The organism is Desulfosporosinus fructosivorans, assembly GCF_004766045.1.
GTDB classification, from domain to species: Bacteria; Bacillota; Desulfitobacteriia; order Desulfitobacteriales; family Desulfitobacteriaceae; genus Desulfosporosinus; species Desulfosporosinus fructosivorans.
Genome location: NZ_SPQQ01000001.1, coordinates 137,509 through 157,733 on the forward strand (window position 1 = coordinate 137,509; position 20,225 = coordinate 157,733).

The 20,225-nt window shown below is 44.2% G+C and carries 18 protein-coding genes; 12 read left to right on the plus strand and 6 right to left on the minus strand.

The window, feature by feature from the left end; translation table 11 throughout:
• Nucleotides 1-11: 11 nt before the first annotated feature.
• From dltA to E4K67_RS00670, 9 genes are all read left to right on the plus strand, one after another.
• The gene (gene dltA, locus E4K67_RS00625) at nucleotides 12-1,604 is read left to right on the plus strand and encodes a D-alanine--poly(phosphoribitol) ligase subunit DltA (RefSeq protein WP_135544494.1); all 1,593 of its coding nucleotides are present in this window, start codon (nucleotides 12-14) and stop codon (nucleotides 1,602-1,604) included.
• Complete coding sequence (gene dltB / locus E4K67_RS00630) at nucleotides 1,604-2,776, plus strand: D-alanyl-lipoteichoic acid biosynthesis protein DltB (protein WP_135544495.1); 1,173 nt, start codon at nucleotides 1,604-1,606, stop codon at nucleotides 2,774-2,776. Before dltA ends, dltB begins: the two co-directional genes overlap by 1 nt.
• Nucleotides 2,773-3,777: an acyltransferase family protein gene (locus E4K67_RS00635; protein WP_135544496.1), complete on the plus strand. Its 1,005-nt coding sequence runs from the start codon at nucleotides 2,773-2,775 to the stop codon at nucleotides 3,775-3,777. Before dltB ends, E4K67_RS00635 begins: the two co-directional genes overlap by 4 nt.
• 296 nt (nucleotides 3,778-4,073) lie before the next feature.
• The gene (locus E4K67_RS00640; protein WP_135545123.1) at nucleotides 4,074-6,410 is read left to right on the plus strand and encodes a cell wall-binding repeat-containing protein; all 2,337 of its coding nucleotides are present in this window, start codon (nucleotides 4,074-4,076) and stop codon (nucleotides 6,408-6,410) included.
• 28 nt (nucleotides 6,411-6,438) lie between these two features.
• Nucleotides 6,439-7,749 carry an ArnT family glycosyltransferase gene (locus E4K67_RS00645; protein WP_135544497.1) on the plus strand — a complete coding sequence of 437 codons (1,311 nt, stop codon included), beginning with the start codon at nucleotides 6,439-6,441 and terminating at the stop codon, nucleotides 7,747-7,749.
• Nucleotides 7,750-8,160 (plus strand): DUF2304 domain-containing protein, encoded by a 411-nt coding sequence (locus E4K67_RS00650; RefSeq protein WP_135544498.1) that lies wholly within the window; start codon nucleotides 7,750-7,752, stop codon nucleotides 8,158-8,160.
• A gap of 50 nt (nucleotides 8,161-8,210) precedes the next feature.
• The gene (locus E4K67_RS00655) at nucleotides 8,211-8,918 is read left to right on the plus strand and encodes a glycosyltransferase family 2 protein (protein ID WP_135544499.1); all 708 of its coding nucleotides are present in this window, start codon (nucleotides 8,211-8,213) and stop codon (nucleotides 8,916-8,918) included.
• A gap of 988 nt (nucleotides 8,919-9,906) precedes the next feature.
• Complete coding sequence (locus tag E4K67_RS00660; RefSeq protein WP_199242423.1) at nucleotides 9,907-11,040, plus strand: ATP-binding protein; 1,134 nt, start codon at nucleotides 9,907-9,909, stop codon at nucleotides 11,038-11,040.
• Between the two features lie 306 nt (nucleotides 11,041-11,346).
• On the plus strand, nucleotides 11,347-11,850 hold the full coding sequence (locus E4K67_RS00670) for a DUF16 domain-containing protein (RefSeq protein WP_158408356.1): 504 nt from the start codon (nucleotides 11,347-11,349) through the stop codon (nucleotides 11,848-11,850).
• 158 nt (nucleotides 11,851-12,008) lie between these two features.
• Here E4K67_RS00670 and E4K67_RS00675 read toward each other — a convergent pair whose 3' ends face one another.
• From E4K67_RS00675 to E4K67_RS00695, 5 genes are all read right to left on the minus strand, one after another.
• Nucleotides 12,009-12,239 carry a type II toxin-antitoxin system HicA family toxin gene (locus E4K67_RS00675; protein WP_135544502.1) on the minus strand — a complete coding sequence of 77 codons (231 nt, stop codon included), beginning with the start codon at nucleotides 12,237-12,239 and terminating at the stop codon, nucleotides 12,009-12,011.
• 2 nt (nucleotides 12,240-12,241) lie between these two features.
• Nucleotides 12,242-12,469: a type II toxin-antitoxin system HicB family antitoxin gene (locus tag E4K67_RS00680; RefSeq protein ID WP_135544503.1), complete on the minus strand. Its 228-nt coding sequence runs from the start codon at nucleotides 12,467-12,469 to the stop codon at nucleotides 12,242-12,244.
• A 155-nt stretch (nucleotides 12,470-12,624) separates the two neighbouring features.
• Nucleotides 12,625-13,449 carry an XrtA system polysaccharide deacetylase gene (locus E4K67_RS00685; RefSeq protein WP_135545124.1) on the minus strand — a complete coding sequence of 275 codons (825 nt, stop codon included), beginning with the start codon at nucleotides 13,447-13,449 and terminating at the stop codon, nucleotides 12,625-12,627.
• A gap of 378 nt (nucleotides 13,450-13,827) precedes the next feature.
• Complete coding sequence (locus E4K67_RS00690) at nucleotides 13,828-14,949, minus strand: GNAT family N-acetyltransferase (protein WP_135544504.1); 1,122 nt, start codon at nucleotides 14,947-14,949, stop codon at nucleotides 13,828-13,830.
• Between the two features lie 10 nt (nucleotides 14,950-14,959).
• Nucleotides 14,960-15,304 (minus strand): EamA family transporter, encoded by a 345-nt coding sequence (locus E4K67_RS00695; protein WP_135544505.1) that lies wholly within the window; start codon nucleotides 15,302-15,304, stop codon nucleotides 14,960-14,962.
• A 442-nt stretch (nucleotides 15,305-15,746) separates the two neighbouring features.
• Between E4K67_RS00695 and E4K67_RS00700 the strand changes: the two genes are divergently transcribed.
• The 3 genes from E4K67_RS00700 (at nucleotide 15,747) to E4K67_RS00710 (ending at nucleotide 17,918) form a co-directional block, all read left to right on the plus strand.
• Entirely contained in the window at nucleotides 15,747-16,964 is a 1,218-nt protein-coding gene (locus tag E4K67_RS00700) for an ATP-binding protein (RefSeq protein ID WP_135544506.1), read from the plus strand.
• A gap of 188 nt (nucleotides 16,965-17,152) precedes the next feature.
• Nucleotides 17,153-17,446, plus strand: a complete 294-nt coding sequence (locus E4K67_RS00705) for a UPF0175 family protein (RefSeq protein WP_135544507.1) — start codon at nucleotides 17,153-17,155, stop codon at nucleotides 17,444-17,446.
• Nucleotides 17,430-17,918 carry a PIN domain-containing protein gene (locus tag E4K67_RS00710; RefSeq protein WP_135544508.1) on the plus strand — a complete coding sequence of 163 codons (489 nt, stop codon included), beginning with the start codon at nucleotides 17,430-17,432 and terminating at the stop codon, nucleotides 17,916-17,918. The genes E4K67_RS00705 and E4K67_RS00710 overlap by 17 nt, the downstream gene beginning before the upstream one ends.
• A 109-nt stretch (nucleotides 17,919-18,027) precedes the next feature.
• Here the strand turns inward: E4K67_RS00710 and E4K67_RS00715 are convergent, their stop codons facing one another.
• A complete protein-coding gene (locus tag E4K67_RS00715; protein WP_135544509.1) occupies nucleotides 18,028-20,025 on the minus strand; it encodes a cell wall-binding repeat-containing protein in 1,998 nt (665 codons plus the stop codon).
• Nucleotides 20,026-20,225: the final 200 nt, after the last annotated feature.

Genomic DNA, 20,225 nt, shown 5'->3' on the forward strand with positions numbered 1-20,225 from the left:
AATGTGTTTTTATGCTTAGCGAGAAAATCCATGAATGGGCTAGAATATGTCCCGAACGGGTGGCACATCGGCATGCAGATACCACCTTAACCTATGCTGACTTAGAAAATGGATCTGATTCTGCTGCGCTTTGGCTTCATGAACTGAGCCTTGCTCAGGGTATCGCCCGTCAAACCCCTGTAGTTGTGTACGGACATAAAGAAAATGAGATGTTGGTATTATTTATCGCTTGTATCAAAGCGGGCTATCCCTATATACCTGTGGATTCGTCCGTGCCGACGGAACGTCTACGGCAAATAATCGAAGCCTCGGGTGCACGAGTAGTTCTTTCCCCGCAGCTTGTTCCGAAAGAGATCGTCGCCACAAGCGTTAGCATCGAAGATTCTATTTCCTTAGGTGGGCAGAACAGTATCTTCAGTGGATATCGGTTGGAGGTTCCGCCGTCTTCTTGGCAGGTGCAACTTGATGAAGTATTCTACATAATTTATACTTCCGGCAGTACTGGGGTACCCAAAGGGGTTCAGATTACATTGCGAGTCTTAGAGAGTTTTCTGAACTGGGTCAACTCGGAATACCTTCCTGAAGAAAGAAACGAGGTCTTTCTAAATCAGGCCCCGTTCTCGTTTGACCTTTCTGTGATGGATTTATATATGTCCTTAAGTACGGGGGGGACTCTGTGGAGTGTGGACAAGGACCAAATTGCCCACCCTAAAGAACTGTTTGGGTCTTTTGGAGAGTCTGAGGTTAGTTACTGGGTATCAACCCCTTCGTTTGCCGAGGTATGTTTAATGGATCCCAGCTTTAAGGATACCCTCCTGCCACGCGTCAAACACTTTCTCTTCTGCGGGGAAATTCTGACCCATGATTGTGCCTCTAAACTTATCCAGCGATTTCCTCGAGCCAAGGTGGAAAATCTCTACGGACCAACCGAGGCTACGGTGGCAGTAACTACTCTGACGATCACCCCGGACATTCTGAGTGAGTTTAACCCACTTCCAGTAGGTCGGGCTAAACAAGATGCTCAGGTCCTGATTTGCGATAGCGATAAATTAGCAGCAGAGATTGCGTCGGGGAACGGGAGTTTGCCCCACAGACCAGAGGCGCTATCCGATGGAGAAACAGGAGAACTGATTATCGCTGGGCCCAATGTAAGTGTCGGTTACCTGAACAATCCGGAGCAAACGACGAAGGCGTTTTTCACCTGGCAAGAACAGGGCGTGACTTGGAGAGCTTACCGGACGGGGGATGCCGGGTTGTTTAAGGAAGGACTCCTCTTCTACCAGGGGAGGTTAGATTTTCAAATTAAACTCCATGGTTACCGGATCGAATTAGGAGAAATCGAGGAAAATCTCAGAAGAATCCCGAGCGTAGATAATGCCGTGGTTTTACCTATAGAACGTCGAGGCAAAGTAGAGTATTTACAGGCCTTTATTACGGTGAGTAAGCCTGTGGAGGATGACTTCAAGGCAGTTCTTGCTTTGAAGGAGAATTTGCGGGAACATTTGCCGGAGTATATGATACCGCGCCGGTTTAAATTCTTGGAGAAAATGCCCATGACGCCGAATGGTAAGGCAGACCGACGTGCTTTACTAGGAGGACTATAATGACGCCGTATGAAAATTTTACTTTCTTTATCTATTTACTGATACCGCTAGTCCCAGCCGTTTTGCTAGGGATTCTTGGAGCAACGGGTAGGGTTCGAGCCGCCTGGATCTTACTTTCTACGCTAGGTATGCTGCAATACATCGCACGTCCGCTGGACGTACTCTATCAGATTGTGGGTTATCTCCTATTTCAGTGGATTCTCGTTCGGCTCTATTTGGCCTATAGGTCAAGGGAAAACGGGAAAAACCAAGTCGGTGTCTTTTATCTGATGATTGTCTTATCCATTCTGCCTCTGGTGGGTGTGAAATTAAACCCCAGTGTTATCGCTCTGGGTTTTTGGCAAACTGTGATCGGGTTTATAGGAATCTCCTATCTAACGTTTCGTACAGTAGGGATCATTATAGAAATCCGCGATGGGTTGATCAAAGACATTCGCTTCTTAGATTTCATCAGCTTTGTCCTGTTTTTCCCCACTCTAGCCTCCGGGCCTATTGACCGCTACCGACGTTTTATTACGGATCTCTATAAACCTCTTACCCGGCAGGAATACGGGGATCTGGCTGTCCATGGACTGGATTACATTTTTAGAGGCTTTCTGTATAAATTTATCATTGCCTATCTAATCAATAAGTATTGGCTTGATCCGCTGAACCACGCCTTTGGCTTCCTGCCGACGTTTCAATACATGTACGCCTATAGTTTTTATCTTTTCTTTGACTTTGCAGGGTACAGCGCCTTTGCCATCGGGGTTAGTTATCTGTTGGGCATTAAAACCCCCGAGAACTTTGACAAACCGTTCATCTCTAAAAATATTAAGGACTTTTGGAACCGCTGGCATATCTCGCTATCGTTTTGGTTCCGAGATTACATTTATATGCGCTTTGTCCTCGATTCAGCTAAGAAAAAGCGCTTTCGTAACCGCTACACCGCTCCGTACGTAGGGTACTTCCTGCTTTTTGGAATTATGGGATTATGGCACGGAATCGATCTCCGTTATATCCTCTATGGGCTTTATCATGCGGGACTAATGATCAGCTTTGACTTTCTGGACCGCAAGAACAGAACCTGGAAGTTTTGGGGAAAAGGACCGATGTGGGACCTGCTCGCCATTCTAGTTACCCTTCATTTTGTGATGTTTGGTTTCTTGATCTTCTCTGGACGCCTTGTATGATAAATAAACAGTCGACAGAACAATTAAAGGGAATTGCCATTATTTTAGTTGTTTTAGGGCACCTTTTTGTAACCAAGTTCATTGATAGCTCGAACCACACCTTTAATTATTTTGGGGCAGAGGGCGTCGGGATTTTCTTGATCCTCTCTGGCTATGGACTGACAACCTCCTTTTTAAAAAATGGCATGGATAAGAGCTTCCTTGTGCGGCGCATACGCGCGGTAATGCTCCCGTATGCGCTAGTGACTACTTTATGGCTTATGCTTGATTATTTTAAAGGCAAAATGTATTCTTTGAAAACAATTGTACTTTCTTTAGTAGGGTTCGATTTGCAGTTGACGATGGATGCGACGATGTGGTATATCACCTTTATCTTGATGTGGTACCTAATTTACTATCTGATCTTTAGTCTTAAGCTGCCGAATATCCTAAGCGTTGGATTATTATTTGGGGCTGCTTATCTTTTCCGATATCATTCCCAAATGAACTTCACTGAACAAGTGTATTGGCAATGGGGTCTTCACTCCTTCATGTTTCCGCTCGGAGCACTCTTTGCCCTTTTCCGTCAGCCGGGCTTCAGTGAGAAAATTGTGAACGTTGGGCTAGGTCTCTTTGGACTTCTGGGTTTCTGGGTTTATAACATTAATGTTATAAATAATGACCTGGGGTTAGGACCCTATATGGTCTCCAATTTCAGCTTTTCGGTAGCGATCCTGTCTCTGATGATCATTATAGAGCGCTGTGGTCTTTACTCACGGCTCCTGCGTTTCATAGGTTCGATTTCCTTTGAAATTTATTTATTTGAGGCAGTTTTTATGTACAGGCTCGGTATTCCTTATATTCTGCCCAACAAATTCTTGTCTTTGGGTCTCTATCTTATAATCCTGATAGGATCAAGTCTGCTCCTAAAAAAGCTAATCGCCTTATTGTTAAAGGGGTTCACACTCAGCCTACATACGAATCGAAAAAGTGGACCAGGGCAAAATCTTTCAGGTAGCTAAAGGTCTGATTCTAATCTTTTTGGATCTTTACTTCATTCTGTTGGTAAGCTTGGCTAGTCAATTGTAGAGGTTAAGCTAGGGGGCCTTTGGTGCAAGGGCGAGTACCGTCCCCAATTCTTGCTCAATTCTTGTAAAATCAGCTTCTCTAGTTAACCACAATGAGTTAACTAGAGAAGCTTTTGTAGTTTTGTAGCGGTCGATTCCTAGTTTTTGGGGAGGAACTCACTCCTAACGTGTCGAATAAGGAAGGGAATGAAGTATATGACTTAGGGTATGGAAAGGATGGGGTAGGAAGTATGAAGACACGTCATTACAGGAAGATCATGGCAGTACTGATCATTGGGCTCTTTATGTTACAGCTAATTCCGGCCAGACCAGCTATGGCGGCTGTTGATCAAACGGCTTACTACAATGAAATTGGCAAAAAATTAGAGGTTATGGCTAATAAGTACAATATACCACCTGCACTCCTCAAAGCCGTTGTTTGGATGGAGAGCGGGTGGAAGCAATATAAACTCGATCCAACGACGGGACAACCGTTAACCGATCAACCTTTAATCGGCTATGATGGTATCGGAATTGGGATTATGCAAATTTCTTCTTATAATTCCACGGACACAGTGACCATCGAGAGACTCAAGAATGATATCGATTATAATATTGAAGTGGGTTGTCAAATGCTCAACCAGAAGTGGCGAGCAAACCCCAAGATTGGAAACGGAGACCGCAACGTTTTAGAAAACTGGTACTTTGCCGTGTGGGCCTATAATAGTTGGGGTGCCAGAAATAACCCGAATTTCGCGACGACTAAACCTGCTTATCAGGACTCGGTCTTTAGTCTTTTGGGACAAAAGTACAATAGCGCCATTAAGTTCGCCCCAGGAGCCACAAAAATCTCCAAAGATCTTTTACCTCCTGTAAATCCTCCCAGCCTCCAAAGTCGCTGGAGTACGCCTTCACCGACCCATGCAGGGGACCTTGTGATCGACGGGAATCTCTTAATTTCGTCCGGCGGGGGCCCTGGTGCGGATGCAGCCAATGGGGACTATTGGCAGAACTATGCTCGCTGGGGTTCGTATTATGCCTTAGGATTTTATAACACCGCCTTTAATAGCCCGTTAGTCACGGATAAAGCGACTGTCTCACAGAAAATCCTTAGCTCCTATAGCAAACTCTTAGAGGAAGCGGATGCTTTAGCCCTTGAGCGTAAAGATTCTTCGTACGCCACGGCAGCTAAATACTACTGGACTGTCCTAGAAGGTCCGAGCCTTAATGCGGGGCTTGCTGAACGGGCCAGAATTGGTCTGCAGAGTTCACTCAGTAAACTCTTAATTGAAACAGATAAATTATCTCTCGCAGGAACAGGGAGCTCTCTTACAAGCGCTGTTCAATACTATTGTATCTTGTTACTGGGGCAGAACTCGGATGCCAACCTCGTGGCACAGGCAAAAACGGGCCTGCTTGGCGCCTATGTTAAACTCTTAGCTGAAGCGGATAAATTAGCTTTGGTAGGGACCGACTCCGCAAACGCCAGTGCTGCTCAATACTATTTAACAGTACAACAGGGGCCGATCTTAGATGCTGCCCTTACAGAACGGGCTAAAATAGGCTACCAAAAAACCTGTACACCCATATCAAATCCACCCTCGACCCCACCCATAACCCCACCCACAACTCCACCCCCAACCTCACCGCCAACTACAAACCAGCCTGATGCAGTGAGCATTACTCGTCTAGCGGGGATGCGGGCTGAAGACACGGCGATCATGATATCTAAAGAAGGGTGGGCTGACAAGTCTTCCCCCGTTGTACTGCTTGCTCGAGTAGACCGTTTTCAAGACGCTTTGGCAGCGGCCCCTCTAGCCAAGAAACTCAAAGCACCTTTGCTTTTAACGTCGACTAGTAAGCTTGATAACGTCGTCTTACAAGAACTGAAAAGACTTGCCCCGGGCGGTAAAGTCTACGTCATTGGTGGAGAAGGCGCGATATCTAAGACGGTTACTAACGCGATTGTTGGAGCTGATCTTACGTTCGAGCGAATTTCTGGTAACACGGCAGCCGATACAGCGGCAGCGATTGCCAGGAAAATCGGCCCCAACATACAGGTGATCCTAGCATCGAGTACAAGTTTTCCAGACGCCCTATCAGCGTCTGCCCCAGCAGCAGCTTTGGGAATTCCTATCCTCTTAACAGACCAGGGAACGTTACCCGAATCCACCAAACAAGTATTAAAAGACTTCAAGGTCACTAAGACTTATATTGTTGGAGGGAAATTTGCCATCTCCGCTGCATTTGACAGCGCGGGAGGTGCTCTGGCAAGCTATGGCCCCTTACGCTTGGCTGGGCAAACAAAATATGATACGATGTTACAAATTGTGAAGCATTTTAACCAAGATCCCAAATCAATCGTCATCGCCACGGGAGAAACTTTTGCAGATGGCTTAACTGGTGGTGCTTTTGCAGCGCTAAGTGGGAGTCCCATGCTCTTAATCCCAAAAGAGGGCGTCAATGTGGATACTCAAGCCTTCTTAACTAGTTTAAGCGGCAAGACAACCAAAACATATATTTTAGGTGGAACAGGGGTAATTTGTAGTAATAACGAGAAACTTATAGGGGATATCTTAGCTCATTAATCCCCTAATTGGCAGAGGATGGACGGCATTGGATAAATGGTATAGACTAACACGGCATAAATTAACACTACTCTTGTTTCTTATCGCCTTAATCGCAGAGCTTCTCTATATTAAATCGTACAATGTAAGCTACTATATTTCTCCCGATGGATTTCTCTATTCCAACATTACCGAGAATTTTCTTCAGGGCAAAGGGCTTATGAATACGCTGAATTTCGTCCAGGGGGATGACGGGGTCGTAAGGGCAATTGCCAAAACACGGGATTATGTGGTAGGCCCAGTTTATCCCATGCTCCTAGCCTTGGTCTACGGAGTGTTTGGCTTTAAAAGTTACGGCATGGTCATCCTTGTTCTGCACGCTGTGCTCGGTGCTGGTAGTGCGGTGTTTGCTTATAAAGCCGGGGAACTCTTGTTTGGTAAAGGGTATGCTTGGACCCCCTATGGGTTGACCCTAGGCTATCCTTTATTTGCGTTTTGGGGAATGTATGTCCTCACAGAGGCGACCTTTGTTTTTTCAATCTCGCTTTTCCTATATCTCTCGGCTCTCTATGCCGAAGAGTGGAATCGGCCAAAAATCAAGACTCTCCTGCTCTTAGGGGCAGCCATCGGGATTTCTAATCTCGTGCGTCCGTTTCTGTTGCTTTACTTCCCGGTCTTGGGTTTTTGGATCTTGTGGACCCAGCGTTGGCGTTGGAAAATCGCTCTGCGAGATTTCGCTATCATCGTAATGATGACGGCTGTCGTTATGAGTCCTTGGTGGATCCGCAACGAGATAAAATACCATCAGTTTATTTCGGTCTCAAATTATGGTTCCTATGAGTTTTACGTAGGTAATAACCCATTGTCTATTACTGACGAGTACTTCTATTTTGCTCAACCAAGCTATGACCCAGAAGTAAAAGCCCGTATTGAAAAATTGCCGATCTTAGAGCAAGAAAAGGAATATAAACAATTAGGTATGTCTTATATTCTGCAGCATCCTATCCAGTTTCTGCAGCGGACACTAGACAAAGAAAAGAACCTCTTCTGGCAACCTATTACTCATAATGACGGACAATTCTATAAGATGCAGGGGTATACCCTGGACAAATGGTATCTGTTATTGGGATTGCTTGGAGTATTCTTGAGCTTAATATATCTAAGGAAATACAGTTTCTTGTTGCTATTTACGATCTATTATAGTTTCATCGTGAGTATGATCACGGTGGTACCTGGCGCTCGCTATCGCCTGCCAGTGATGCCGGCGATGATCCTCTTGGGATCTTTAGTTGTGGTTATAGCCCTAAAGGGTATAGCAAAACTATCAAGCGCCAAGAGGCGAAAAGGTAGGAGGGCCTAAATGACACGCGTTCAAATTGTCGTTTTTATTGTGAGCGTACTTGTAACCGGATTTATCGTAGAAAAAGTCCGGCGTCGAAGCTTGGCCGTTGAGTATTCTCTGATTTGGATTGTTGCAGGGTTAGGCATGATCTTCTTTTCCCTTTGGAAAAACGGGATAGAGTATTTAGCCGATTTGATGGGAATTTATTATGCCCCTTCCGCGATTTTCGTGGTTTTTGGGGTGTTAGTTTTTGTCTTATGTATTCATTTTTCCCTAGCAATTTCTAAGTTAAGTTCTAACAATCGAGTTTTGGTTCAACGGATCGCCCTTCTTGAGGATGAATTTAATGAGAGAACGATGTCCTGCCCCGAAGAGGGAAAACGGGGGATGAACACGACTTCGAGCTCTCACATTGAAAAACACGAGTAGGTACACGATGATCGTGCCCTCCTTGTTAAGGACGTGTATGACGAAATACTATGAACACAATTTTAGCGATAGTTCCCGCCCTCAATGAGGTAGATAACATTGGTAGCGTTGTTCAGAATCTTAAAAGCACTGCACCTTGGCTCGATGTGCTCGTTATAGATGATGGCTCGACTGATCAAACCGCAGAGGTTGCACGTGCGCATGGGGCGAAGGTAATCTCTTTGCCAGTTAACCTTGGAATTGGAGGCGCAGTCCAAACGGGGTTTCTTTATGCTGTGAAGAATCACTATGATGTGGCGTTACAAGTTGATGGAGATGGGCAGCATAGAGCAGCGGAAATCGAGAAATTAATAGCTCCTATACTTATCGGGGAGGCGGATGTCACGATTGGGTCTCGCTTTTTAGTGAAAACGTCGTATAAATCGCCTTGGCCTCGGCGCTTCGGGATTTATTTCCTCAGTAAGACAATTCAGTCCGTCGTTCGCAAGAGGTATACAGATCCTACGTCCGGATTTCGGGCCTATAATCAAAAGGCTCTGCGAGTAGTGTCTATGCATTATTCTACAGATTATCCTGAACCCGATTCGATTGTAACCTTGGTTAAGAACAGATTAAGGGTGATAGAGATTTCGGTTGAGATGGATGCGCGGTTGTCTGGAAGTTCGTCTATTACTCCGTTTAAGAGCGGGTATTATATGTTTAAGGTGAGTTTGGCGATTATACTTAACTCGATGATGAGTAGGATTTGGCGCGAATAGAAGGAGCTTTTTGTACACTCGCTCCTGGGACTGGGCCCGCCGGGAGGAGCGCTTTCTGCACGCGGATGCTCGTTACGCCGCTGACAAGCTGGACGGTTCGCGAGCGCGTCCGAAACCTCAGGGATGTTCTGCATGTGAACCTGCGGCGCGCTACGGGACGCGAACCGTCGGAGCTTGTCTGGACCGCGGCTTCACTAAAGCAATCCGCTTAGCAGAAAGCGCTCCTCCTGGGGTTGGGCACGGGGGAGCGGAGACGCTTGGTAGAAAGGCGCTCCTGGGGCTAGGTCCGACGGGAGGAGCGCTTTCTGCACGCGGATGCTCGTTACGCCGCTGACAAGCTGGACGGTTCGCGAGCGCGTCCGAAACCTCAGGGATGTTCTGCATGTGAACCTGCGGCGCGCTACGGGACGCGAACCGTCGGAGCTTGTCTGGACCGCGGCTTCACTAAAGCAATCCGCTTAGCAGAAAGCGCTCCTCCTGGGGTTGGGCACGGGGGAGCGGAGACGCTTGGTAGAAAGGCGCTCCTGGGGCTAGGTCCGACGGGAGGAGCGCTTTCTGCACGCGGATGCTCGTTACGCCGCTGACAAGCTGGACGGTTCGCGAGCGCGTCCGAAACCTCAGGGATGTTCTGCATGTGAACCTGCGGCGCGCTACGGGACGCGAACCGTCGGAGCTTGTCTGGACCGCGGCTTCACTAAAGCAATCCGCTTAGCAGAAAGCGCTCCTCCGGAGTTTGGAACGGGGGCACGGGGGAGCGGGGGCGCTTGGTAGAAAGGCGCTCCTTGGGCTGGGCTCGACGGGAGGAGCGCTTTCTGCACGCGGATGCTCGTTGCGCCGCTGACAAGCTAGTTCTATGATTTTGCTTGTCCGAAGGTTATTATTTGTGGACCGCTTTTTCAATTTTATACAACCCAAGCTTGTCCCAAATACGACAACGTTTTCGTATTTGGGACAAGCCTCCTCAAATTTGGAGGAATTATTTGAGGGAGTGATTGAACCTCAAAGAATCATTGATATGTTGGGAGCGTTGCATGGCAAGAGAATCATCCCTGAAAAAACATTACTAATATTCGATGAAGTGCAAGAAATTCCTCGTGCTTTGACAGCACTTAAATACTTTGCGGAAAACGCACCCGAATATCCTATTTGCTGTGCTGGTTCACTGCTGGGGGTTACACTTCATAAAGGAACATCATTCCCTGTGGGTAAGGTAGAATTTTTAACATTACAACCACTAACCTTTGAGGAATTTTTAATAGCTAACGGCGAGGAGATTCTTTGTGAATATATCAGAAAATCAGACCTTGCCCCGCTACCACAAGCTTTTGTAGATAAACTTTATGATTTCTTAAAGCTATACTTTGTTATTGGAGGTATGCCTGCTGCAGTTCAGATATGGCTTGATGAACGAGATTTTAGCAAGGTAGAGGAGAAACAACTTGCAATCCTTGAAACCTATACACAAGACTTTTCAAAACATGCACCATCCTCTATAGTGCCTAAGCTTAGATATCTATGGAACAGTATTCCATCACAGCTGGCCAAGGAAAACAAAAAGTTTATTTACGGGTTGGTCAAGGAAGGTGCAAGAGCAAGAGAATATGAGGACGCACTTCTTTGGCTTCTGGACAGTGGACTAGTTAGGCGAGTGGGTAGAATAAAAAAGGGAGCATTACCATTAAAGGGATATGAGGATTTGAAGGCATTTAAATTATATCATCTTGATATTGGACTATTACGAGTGATGAGTGAGCTTTCACCACAGGCGATCACACAAAGTATTAGAATATTTGAGGAGTTCAAGGGTGCACTTACTGAACAATATGCTCTTCAGGAGTTGTCTTCGTTGCATAGTATAAGAACTATTTATTATTGGACATCTGAGGGCACTGCCGAGGTAGATTTTGTTTTTTCTGACGGTTTAAGGGTAATCCCCTTAGAGGTAAAAGCGAGCGGAAATACACAAGCGCGTAGCCTAAAGGTCTATCGGGAAAAATATGATCCGAAACTTGCCATTCGCACGTCACTAGCTAATCTTCGTTATGATGAGGGTCTCTTCAATATACCTCTCTATGTGTTATGGAGTTTTGATAATTATATAGCGTTGATTGATTTGGATTAATACTAACAGAAGATTGCTCCCTACGGTGGATTAGCCTAATACATAATGGTATAATATGGTATGAGCGCTGGATTGTTCACCCCATTGATCAGACGGTTATGGTTTTCTATTTAGGAGATGACCGTCAATATGGCAAGCCTGGCATTTTCACAGAGGATAGCCAATTGAAGAGCAGAGTCTTCGCTGACCTTGAAATTAATTTGCAGCAAGTTTTCGCTAGTCCATGATAAATGTCATCCATGATGATTTGATCAACTGGCTATGATATAATTGACTAACTACTGAGATAGAATGAGGGGGATAGGAATGGAAGAAAAAATTCTTCAGGCTATTGAAGGTCTTAAAAACGATATGGATCACAAATTTGATAAGTTATCCGAGAAGGTAGACAACCAAGGGAGTCAGATCGATAAGTTATCCGAGAAGGTAGACAACCAAGGGAGTCAGATCGATAAGTTATCCGAGAAGGTAGACAACCAAGGAAGTCAGATCGATAAGTTATCCGAGAAGGTAGACAACCAAGGGAGTCAGATCGATAAATTATCCGAGAAGGTAGACAACCAAGGAAGTCAGATCGATAAGTTATCCGAGAAGGTAGATCATCAAGGGAGTCAGATTAAAGAAAATACACAGATATTAAAGGCGTTGGAACACTTAGCCCAAGTCAATAAAGCAGAACACGATAAAATGTCGTTTAATATAGCAGAGATAAGTGGAGAAATTAAGGCAATTAGAAAAGACTTATCAAACGTTGAGATAATCACAGCAAGTAATTGGGGTGACCTTGCAAAGCTTAAATCTGTAAAGTGAAAATAAGTGTAAATAAAGTGCGAGATCGTAGGAGAATCCTGCGATGTCGCACTTTATTTACAGAACAATTTGTCATTATAATGGAAATCAGTCAGGCGGAGTATCTAGGTTGCTATAGCTGCACTTTTCACAGTGTGGGGACATAACTAGGTAAGTGCTTAATTCTTCCGGAGCACCTCATATTCTTCATCGGATATCCCGATATCCTTGAGGATTGCTTTAATCAGTCCGCGCTTAAGATCTTTGTTGTGCATAGGAATGACGGTGTTCTTGCCATCTTTCTGGTGGCTGAAAAATTTGTGACTACCCGTTTGTCGTATCTCATCAAACCCTAATTGCTTTAGGATTGCCACCATTTCTTTGGATGAGATGATTGTTAATTTGCTCATGGTTAGATAACCAACTCAAATTGTTTAGCTTCGATAAAGTTCGGATTAAAGACTTGGATTCCGTCTTTGGCATGGACCTCTAAACACAATTTGATTGCTTCATCAATATTTGCCATTATTTCAGCGATCGTATCTCCTTGGGTATGGCAACCTTTTAATTCTGGGACAGTCGCAATATACCCTCCATCTTCATCTTTTTCAATGAGCACCGTAAAATTATATTTTTTCATAAGGTTACCCCCTTTAATAAAATAGGTAAGGCCAGATCAAAAATACATTAACTATAGTATACTAAATATTAAGGAAAATTACCATATTATTCCTAATCGCCTATTCTAAAGTCGCAACACCCTATTTTTGATGTTAAGAACAGAACACAACGTGCCTATAGCCTATAATACCCCTCAATCGAAGTAAACTCAAACTTCTTCAAAGTGCGTATCAACTTGTTCTCACATCCGTTAATTCCGTAATAATGGATAAGGCTTTCTTTCATACTGAGAGTGAGCCGAGGCTGTCTGGGGTCGATCTCGCGAGGGTGGAGGTAGACGATCGCTGGGTGGCCTTCTTTATTGACGGTTTTAATGCACTGCGCAATCAGGGGATAGGGAAGGGCGCGGAAATAGAAGCCGCCAGCAAAGGGGATATTCTTATTTAAGACTCGTACAGTTGAGGAAGGGACTTCAAGAAGATCGAGGGTCCTTCCGCCTGACTCAGGATGGTAGGAAAAACGAGGCGCAGAGGGCAAGCCGTAGAGATAGGTTTCAATCGGAAAGACGCTGGCATCATACAGGAAGCCTAAATCTTGAAGAACCTCCCAGGCCCAGAGGGATTTGGAAGTGATGGACCAGGAAGGGGCTCGGTATCCCTTAACCTGTTTACCTATGATATCTTCGACACGTTTTTTTGCTTGACTAACGTCCTCTTTAAACACCGCCGGTGTTTGTTGGTAGATGAGTTGATGCGCATAGCCGTGGCTCGCGATTTCGTGTCCTGAGGCTGCAATATCACGGATCAGTTGGGGATGTTGTTCAGCGACGTGACCGAGAACAAAGAAGGTGGCTTTGGCTTTATATTCGTCGAATAGAGTTAACAGACGTTCCGTGTTCTGGAGAATACGCACTTCATACGTTTTCTGCGGATCAAATACGTCATCATGATAATTGGCGTGAAACCATTCTTCTAAGTCAATGGTTAATATATTTTGCATAGATAATCCCGCTTTCATTCAGTATGGGCAGAATGCACAGGGCCTCTACCCTGGATTTTCGTCCAGCTTAGGTCTAAAATTACAAAAATTTACTTATAAAATCCTTTAATCCTCATTTAAGAGCCTGAAGTGGGGATTAATTTTTGAGATAATCATTTAAGAGAGTGAAATGAACATTAAGGAGATTACTCTATGAATCATAGATTCGGTAGACTGGTTAAAACCAGAAGTGGAATTAGCCAATACGCTGATTGAAATAGGTATCTTATCAAGTCTGAGCAACGGAAAGAGAAAGAAGGTTTATGTTTATCGCAGTTATATGGATATATTCACCAAGGATTAGGGCACGATGCATCGTGCCCTTACCTTAACTCACCCCTAAATGACATCGTAATCTCCCATGGTTAAGAACCAGTGACTTAACTGTAGGAATGAATCATCATTATTTTCTTCTTTTTCATTCACTTTTACGCTCATCTTAGCGTTCTTGTCTGCAAGCGGGGGGTTAAACCTGCGGTAAACAAGTCGGAAGGGTTGAGGTTCTAAAGCTTTAGGACAGGTAAAGAATCGGTTAGCTTTGAGGATTCGGGCTTCTTCAGTGTGGGGCATCATCAGAGAACCCGCTAGATCCATCTTGTTGTCCACAAAGAAGCGCAAGAGACGATTAACGAGAAGGCTTCCTGCGGCAGGGTGGCTAGGGTCGATCAGAAAGTCGACGATCATGCCAGAAGCCATTGCATCCACTTCCGTACAACGCCCGACAATATACCCGAGGAGGTCGGAACTGTTTTTCTGGCGAACTCCGTAAAGTTGGTAGTCACGAAGGGGAATGTCAAAATAGCGCCAGCGCAGATAGTCCGCATCACGGATTCCCATGATCGGGTATTTATGTTGTATTTTAGTCCAGAAGGCATTCAACTCGGAGAGATTCAAGGCAGAGAGCGGATAGATTTCATAGCGGTCATTGGAGGGGTCTTTCACGCTGAAGAGTAGATGGAAGGGCAGGACCAGAGGCGCAAGTAAGGAACCCAACTTTTTTTGGACTAAGGCTTTGGGGTTTAAGGGACGGAGTAAAAGGGGGACGCTTCCTAAATCGGTGAACCCTAGTTTTCGAATGAAGCCAGGGTAGGAGTTAGGATTGGGAAAGGCATAGCAAAACTCCAAGCCTTGTTCAACACAGTCTTGATAAACAGGTTCGGCTAACCCTGTGAAAATCCCTTGTCCACAAAAGGCTTCCCGAGTGAGAATGTTTAAGCAGAGGGTGCCGTTCATGGGTCTATTATCCGTTTTAAAACGCATCGGGATAACAACGTTTTGACCAGCAAGCCGGTTGGTGTCCAGATCCCGGGCCAACTGAATCACCGCTGGGCCGGCTGGATTATCTTCATATTGCCATTTCAAGAATCCAGGGTCGGAAACCCAGGATTCTCCATAGTACTCTCTGGTCATCTCGCTAGTCTCCACTAGGTCCTCAGGTCGATATTTAACCGCTTTCCACATCGCGTGCTTCCTACTTTCGTGTGATAATAACAACACCAAGACAAATCACGAGAACTCCAATGACCTTCGTGAGCGTGAGTTGTTCTTTAAAGATCGTCGTTCCTATTATAAGAGCGAAAATAAAGGCCGTACTCTGAATAGGATAAACATAGCTCAGGTCGCCTTTGTTTAAGATATAAATCCAAAGAACTGAGGAAAATGCATAGACCATAAGACCTGCAATGACATACGGACTGAGAAAAAGGCGCAGGAGTTGCCCTAGGCTGTGAACTTCTTTACCGGTTGCCCCCAGCTTCCAAAGCGTTTGGCCTGTCACCATAAGTACGGAATTACAAATAGTCAGTAAGATTAACAAATAGGCCACCTCATAATTTCTAGTTTTGCTTTCATAATATTATACAATTTGAGTGTTTTTAAGCAAGCCTATTTAAGGAAGAACAAAGACAAGGAGGGCGTTTTTTAAATACTACTCAGCCCCTTAAGGTTGGCCCTAGCCGAGTTTTCTTTATACTAGGCAGAAAGTAGTACTTTTCAGTTTCATACTTTCAGGAGCATACGTGCAACTAAGGCGACCGCTAGCGCATGAAGGCTTAGCGCTCGGCTTAGTTTTCTTTATCCATTCTGAGTTCTCGTACCAGGAATATTACAAAGTTGTAAAGAACCGGTTAGTTAACTACGGGTATATACAGTATACCGCGTAAGACAGTTAATTCTATTGTTTTTAAGGTTATAACCATAAAAACAATGTTTATCTCCTACATATAGTAGGGTATACTAATAGTATGGAGGTGATCGCCATGATTAAACGAGAACTATATTTAGAGCAATTAAGACCATTTATTGATAAACCCTTGATTAAGGTCCTGACTGGTATTAGACGAAGTGGTAAATCTGCAATTTTGATGATGTTGCAAGACGAACTGACGCAACGTGGAATTAGTGGTGATAATATCGTCTATGTCAACTTCGAGTCAATGGAGTACTCTGATATAGATGATGCCAAAAGCCTATATTCATTCATAAAATCAAAAATCATAAATGAACTTAAATACTACATTCTGTTAGATGAAATTCAAGAGGTTAAGGGTTGGGAAAAAGCTATCAACTCCATGCTAGTGGATTTTAAGGCTGATATCTATATTACCGGCTCCAATTCAAAATTATTATCATCCGAGCTTGCCACTTATATAGCGGGAAGATATATTGAAATCAATGTAACTCCTTTATCATTCAAAGAAAATCTGGATTTTAAAAAGATTCTTACTGGAACAGATATCACAGATGTTCAAAAAGAATTTATCCGATTTTTGCGACTGGGAGGGTTCCCTATTATTCATACAGCTGACTATTCTCCTGAGGATGCCTATAAAATCATCAAGGATATTTATGCTTCCGCAATCCTGCGGGATATTGTCCAGCGTAATCGCATACGAAATATTGAGCTATTAGAGAGAATTGTTAAATACGTTTTTGAAAACATTGGGAATATGTTTTCTCCCAAGAAGGTAGCAGATTATTTCAAAAATCAGCAGAGAAAGGTTGATATAGAAACAGTTTATAACTATCTAGATGCTCTGGAAGGTGCATTTATCATTTACCGTGTTCCCAGGTATGATTTGAGGGGCAAAGCGGTTATGCAAACCAACGAGAAATACTTTCTTGGTGACCAAGGTTTGAAATATGCGGTGATGGGATATAAGGACAGAGACATATCCGGAATTCTCGAAAATATCGTTTTCCTAGAACTGAAACGTAAAGGATACCAGGTGTATGTTGGAAAGTTTGATGATAAGGAAATTGACTTCGTAGCAGAAAAAAAAGAACAAAAAGTTTATGTTCAGGTAGCCTATAAATTATCCGAAGAATCAACAGTAGCAAGAGAATTTGGGGTATTGCTGGGCATAAGAGACCATTATCCAAAATATGTTGTTACAATGGAGGATTTTTGGCATGACAATATTGAGGGTGTCAAGCATAAAAATATTGCCGAGTTTTTGCTGATGGAGGAATATTGAGGAGTGCACTACCCTGTGCTTTAAAATTACGAATTAGAGCAAAATTAAGCCGTTCACTGTTACTTAGTTAGTCGATAAATAATTTATTTGAAATAAACACATAGCGCACAAGGATAGGTTATTAGTTGAGATATTGAAGTATTTATGGTATAATATTACAAAATTAATTAGTGCGGAAGGAGAAAAACATGTCGAGTGAAACGATTAAAATAGAATTTGAATTGCCGCAAGAGTTATTTTTTAATAGTCGAAATTTCACGCAAACGTTAATTAAAGCTGAGGCTCTAAAACGAATTGCGGCTACCTTTTATGCCGACGGAAGTCTATCTTTAGGCAAGGCGTCTCAACTGGCAAATGCATCTAAGCAAGATTTCTTAGATTTTTTAGCAAGTCACAATATACCCATTAACTATGATGTGCAGGAGTTAGAGAAAGATTTATCCACAATTAAGGAGTTCATAGAACATGAAAATAGTCTCTAACTCAACTCCTCTTATTGCTTTGTCTAGGATTAATGAATTAGACCTTTTGCACATCATATTCAGTAGGATAATAGTACCTAGCGCAGTATACAATGAAGTGGTATTGGATGGAGCTGGGAGACCGGGGGTAAAGGAGGTTTCCAATGCTTCTTGGATAATAAAAATGGAGGTGCAAAATAACCTAGCTGTTTCTATGTTGCAAATAGATCTGGATCGTGGGGAAGCAGAGGCTATTGTTCTGGCCAAGGAGATAGGAGCAGATTACCTTTTACTGGACGAGAAGAAAGCCTGGAGAGTTGCCAGAAATTCTGAAATCAAACATATGGGCACTGTAGGTATTTTGGGCCTTGCTGCAAAGAAGGGGCTAATTGCTAACCTTGATGATACTTTCGAAAAACTAGAGAAAAATGGCTTTCGATTTACGGAGGAAGTCAGGAAAAAAGTCAAAGAAGAACTCAATACTCATAGCTAATAGAAATCAATGAGATCGCAAAAGCCGTTCACTGTTATTTAGTCAGTGAACGGCTTTTTGCATCTTTCGTTACAGCATCCCTAAATAAAAGTAGAGGTAGAGTTGATTATTATCGCAAATATTGCTTCATAAGAGGGAAGATCGCACTAGAGCTTGCAGGGGCCAGAGACCATTTCAGGGACCAAGCCCCGACTCCGCCAAGCCTATATTGGTTAAGCAATTCCATTTTGGCATTCAAGCTCTGTGCATCATCATAATAAACGGTATGCGTGCCTGAGGCATCGGTGTAATTATAATAGGGAATCTGAGATGAATCTCGTTGCACTGGGCCCTTGGCTAACGCTAACAGCTCCGCCATTCCGTCAGCACGTCTGCTATAGGTGGCCCCAGAGTCCGTAGTTGACCAGTCTACTCCGTAGTAGGGGAGGCCGAGGAGAACTTTTTGCATGTCAACCTTTTGACCACTGGTATATTGTAAAACCTTACGCATCCAGTCAATTGGGGCGATGGGTCCAGGGGAGCCGTGGCTGTAGTCATACGTCATAATGTTCAAGTAATCCACATGTTGAGACAGGGCAGAGTAGTCAAACTCAGCGAGCCAAGCCTCCGAGCCGGTTCGGGCCATGACGGCTTGAATCACTAACTTATTTAAGGGGTGAAGTTCGGCATAGAGTTCTTTCATGAACTGAGTGAGATAGGGGCCGGTAGGGTTACTCATGAACTCAAAGTCAATGACGATTCCGTCGGCGTTGGTGCTAAGGATACGGTCTTTAATCTGACTCAGTAATTTAGCACGGCCAGTTGGAGAAGAAAGTACGGTATCAGCGGCTTGCGAACTAGTCCAAGAAGATTGAATGACCGGAAGGACTTTCAAATTTCGATTATGCACAGAGGCTGTGAACTGGGCATAATCACTCGGACTAACATCCCATCCTCCAGTTACATTACCATCGGCAGTATCATCGAGGTAATACCAGCTTGGCGCAATTATATCTGCATAATTCGTAGCCGGTGCAGGTATGGATTGAAGCTGACTGAGCATTCCCCCTGAACCTGTTAAACCTCCCTGGGTGTATTGAAGAGAAATTCGCGGTTGGGCAACCCCAGTGCGAATGACACTTTCTAGTTTGTAATCGATAATGCCCCATCCCCCGAAAATTGTAAAGGCCGCACCAGAGGCGCGTTTTTGGTTGAGGTAGGCGGTTGTAGAAGCACCTAATTGAGCATGGGGGAGTAAAAGGATGGGCGCCTTATCCTTGGCAGCAAGAGCTGCACCCGCTAAAGCATCTGGAAAGTTTTCGCCCGTGGCTACATAAACGTTGGAAGTTTCAAACGGTAATTGATTTAAAACAGTAGTGTTTGTTTCGTATTGGTCGTATCCCGCATATCGCGCGCTGATTTTGACAGGTTGTGGGAGGTTGGCCAGCTGTGCTTCAACCGCATCTTTAATCACGGCCTTACCGCCAATCAACGTCACTTCCTGAACACCCATTTTAGTCAGGGCCTCAGCAGTTTCCGGAGGAAGTGAATCGCTTCGCGTGAGTAAGACCGGAATTCCTTTAGCAGCTGCATAAGACGAGATACTTAAGGCATCCGCAAAATGTTCCCCGTTGACCAAGAACGCCTGCGTAGAACTCGGAGTCACCTCACTAGCAATAGCCGCAGCCGTACCGTACTGATCCCAGCCCGCGAGACGCCGCGGCAAAATCCCTTGTGCCTTGAGGGCATCCTCGATGGTACTGTTCAAAGCAACTGTCCCACCCAGGAGATACACCTCTTGTGTATCGAGGCGTTTGAGTTCTTCTAAAACAGCAGGATTTAAGTGATCCGATTCGGTAAGCAGCAAAGGCCCATCCACTTTATGCGCCAGAACGGTTCCAGTTAAGGCATCGGGAAAGTTATTTCCAGTCGCCAGCACAGCGACATGGGCTTTATCCCACCCTTTTTTAGAGATCTCGACCGCAGTATCATACTGCGTATTCCCATAAATGCGATCAGTGACCGATTCAGTCATTTCAGCTTGTACACTAAGCGGGTGTAAAGGTACAAGGCTTAAAACAATGGCTAAACCGCAGAAGATACTAGTTGCTTTTTTAAGAAAATTCATTAATACCGTTACCTCCATTTATGTTTTGTCTTCATACAGTTATTCTTTGAAAAGAGGCGAAATCCTCCCAATAAATGAAGAATCGCAATTTCCAATATCCAACAGTGCGCACGAGCCCCCAAGAACTTCACAACTACACGACTAAAAAAAGAAAGGAAAGTTGGATTAATTGTCGAATAACGTCTTGATACTAATAATTT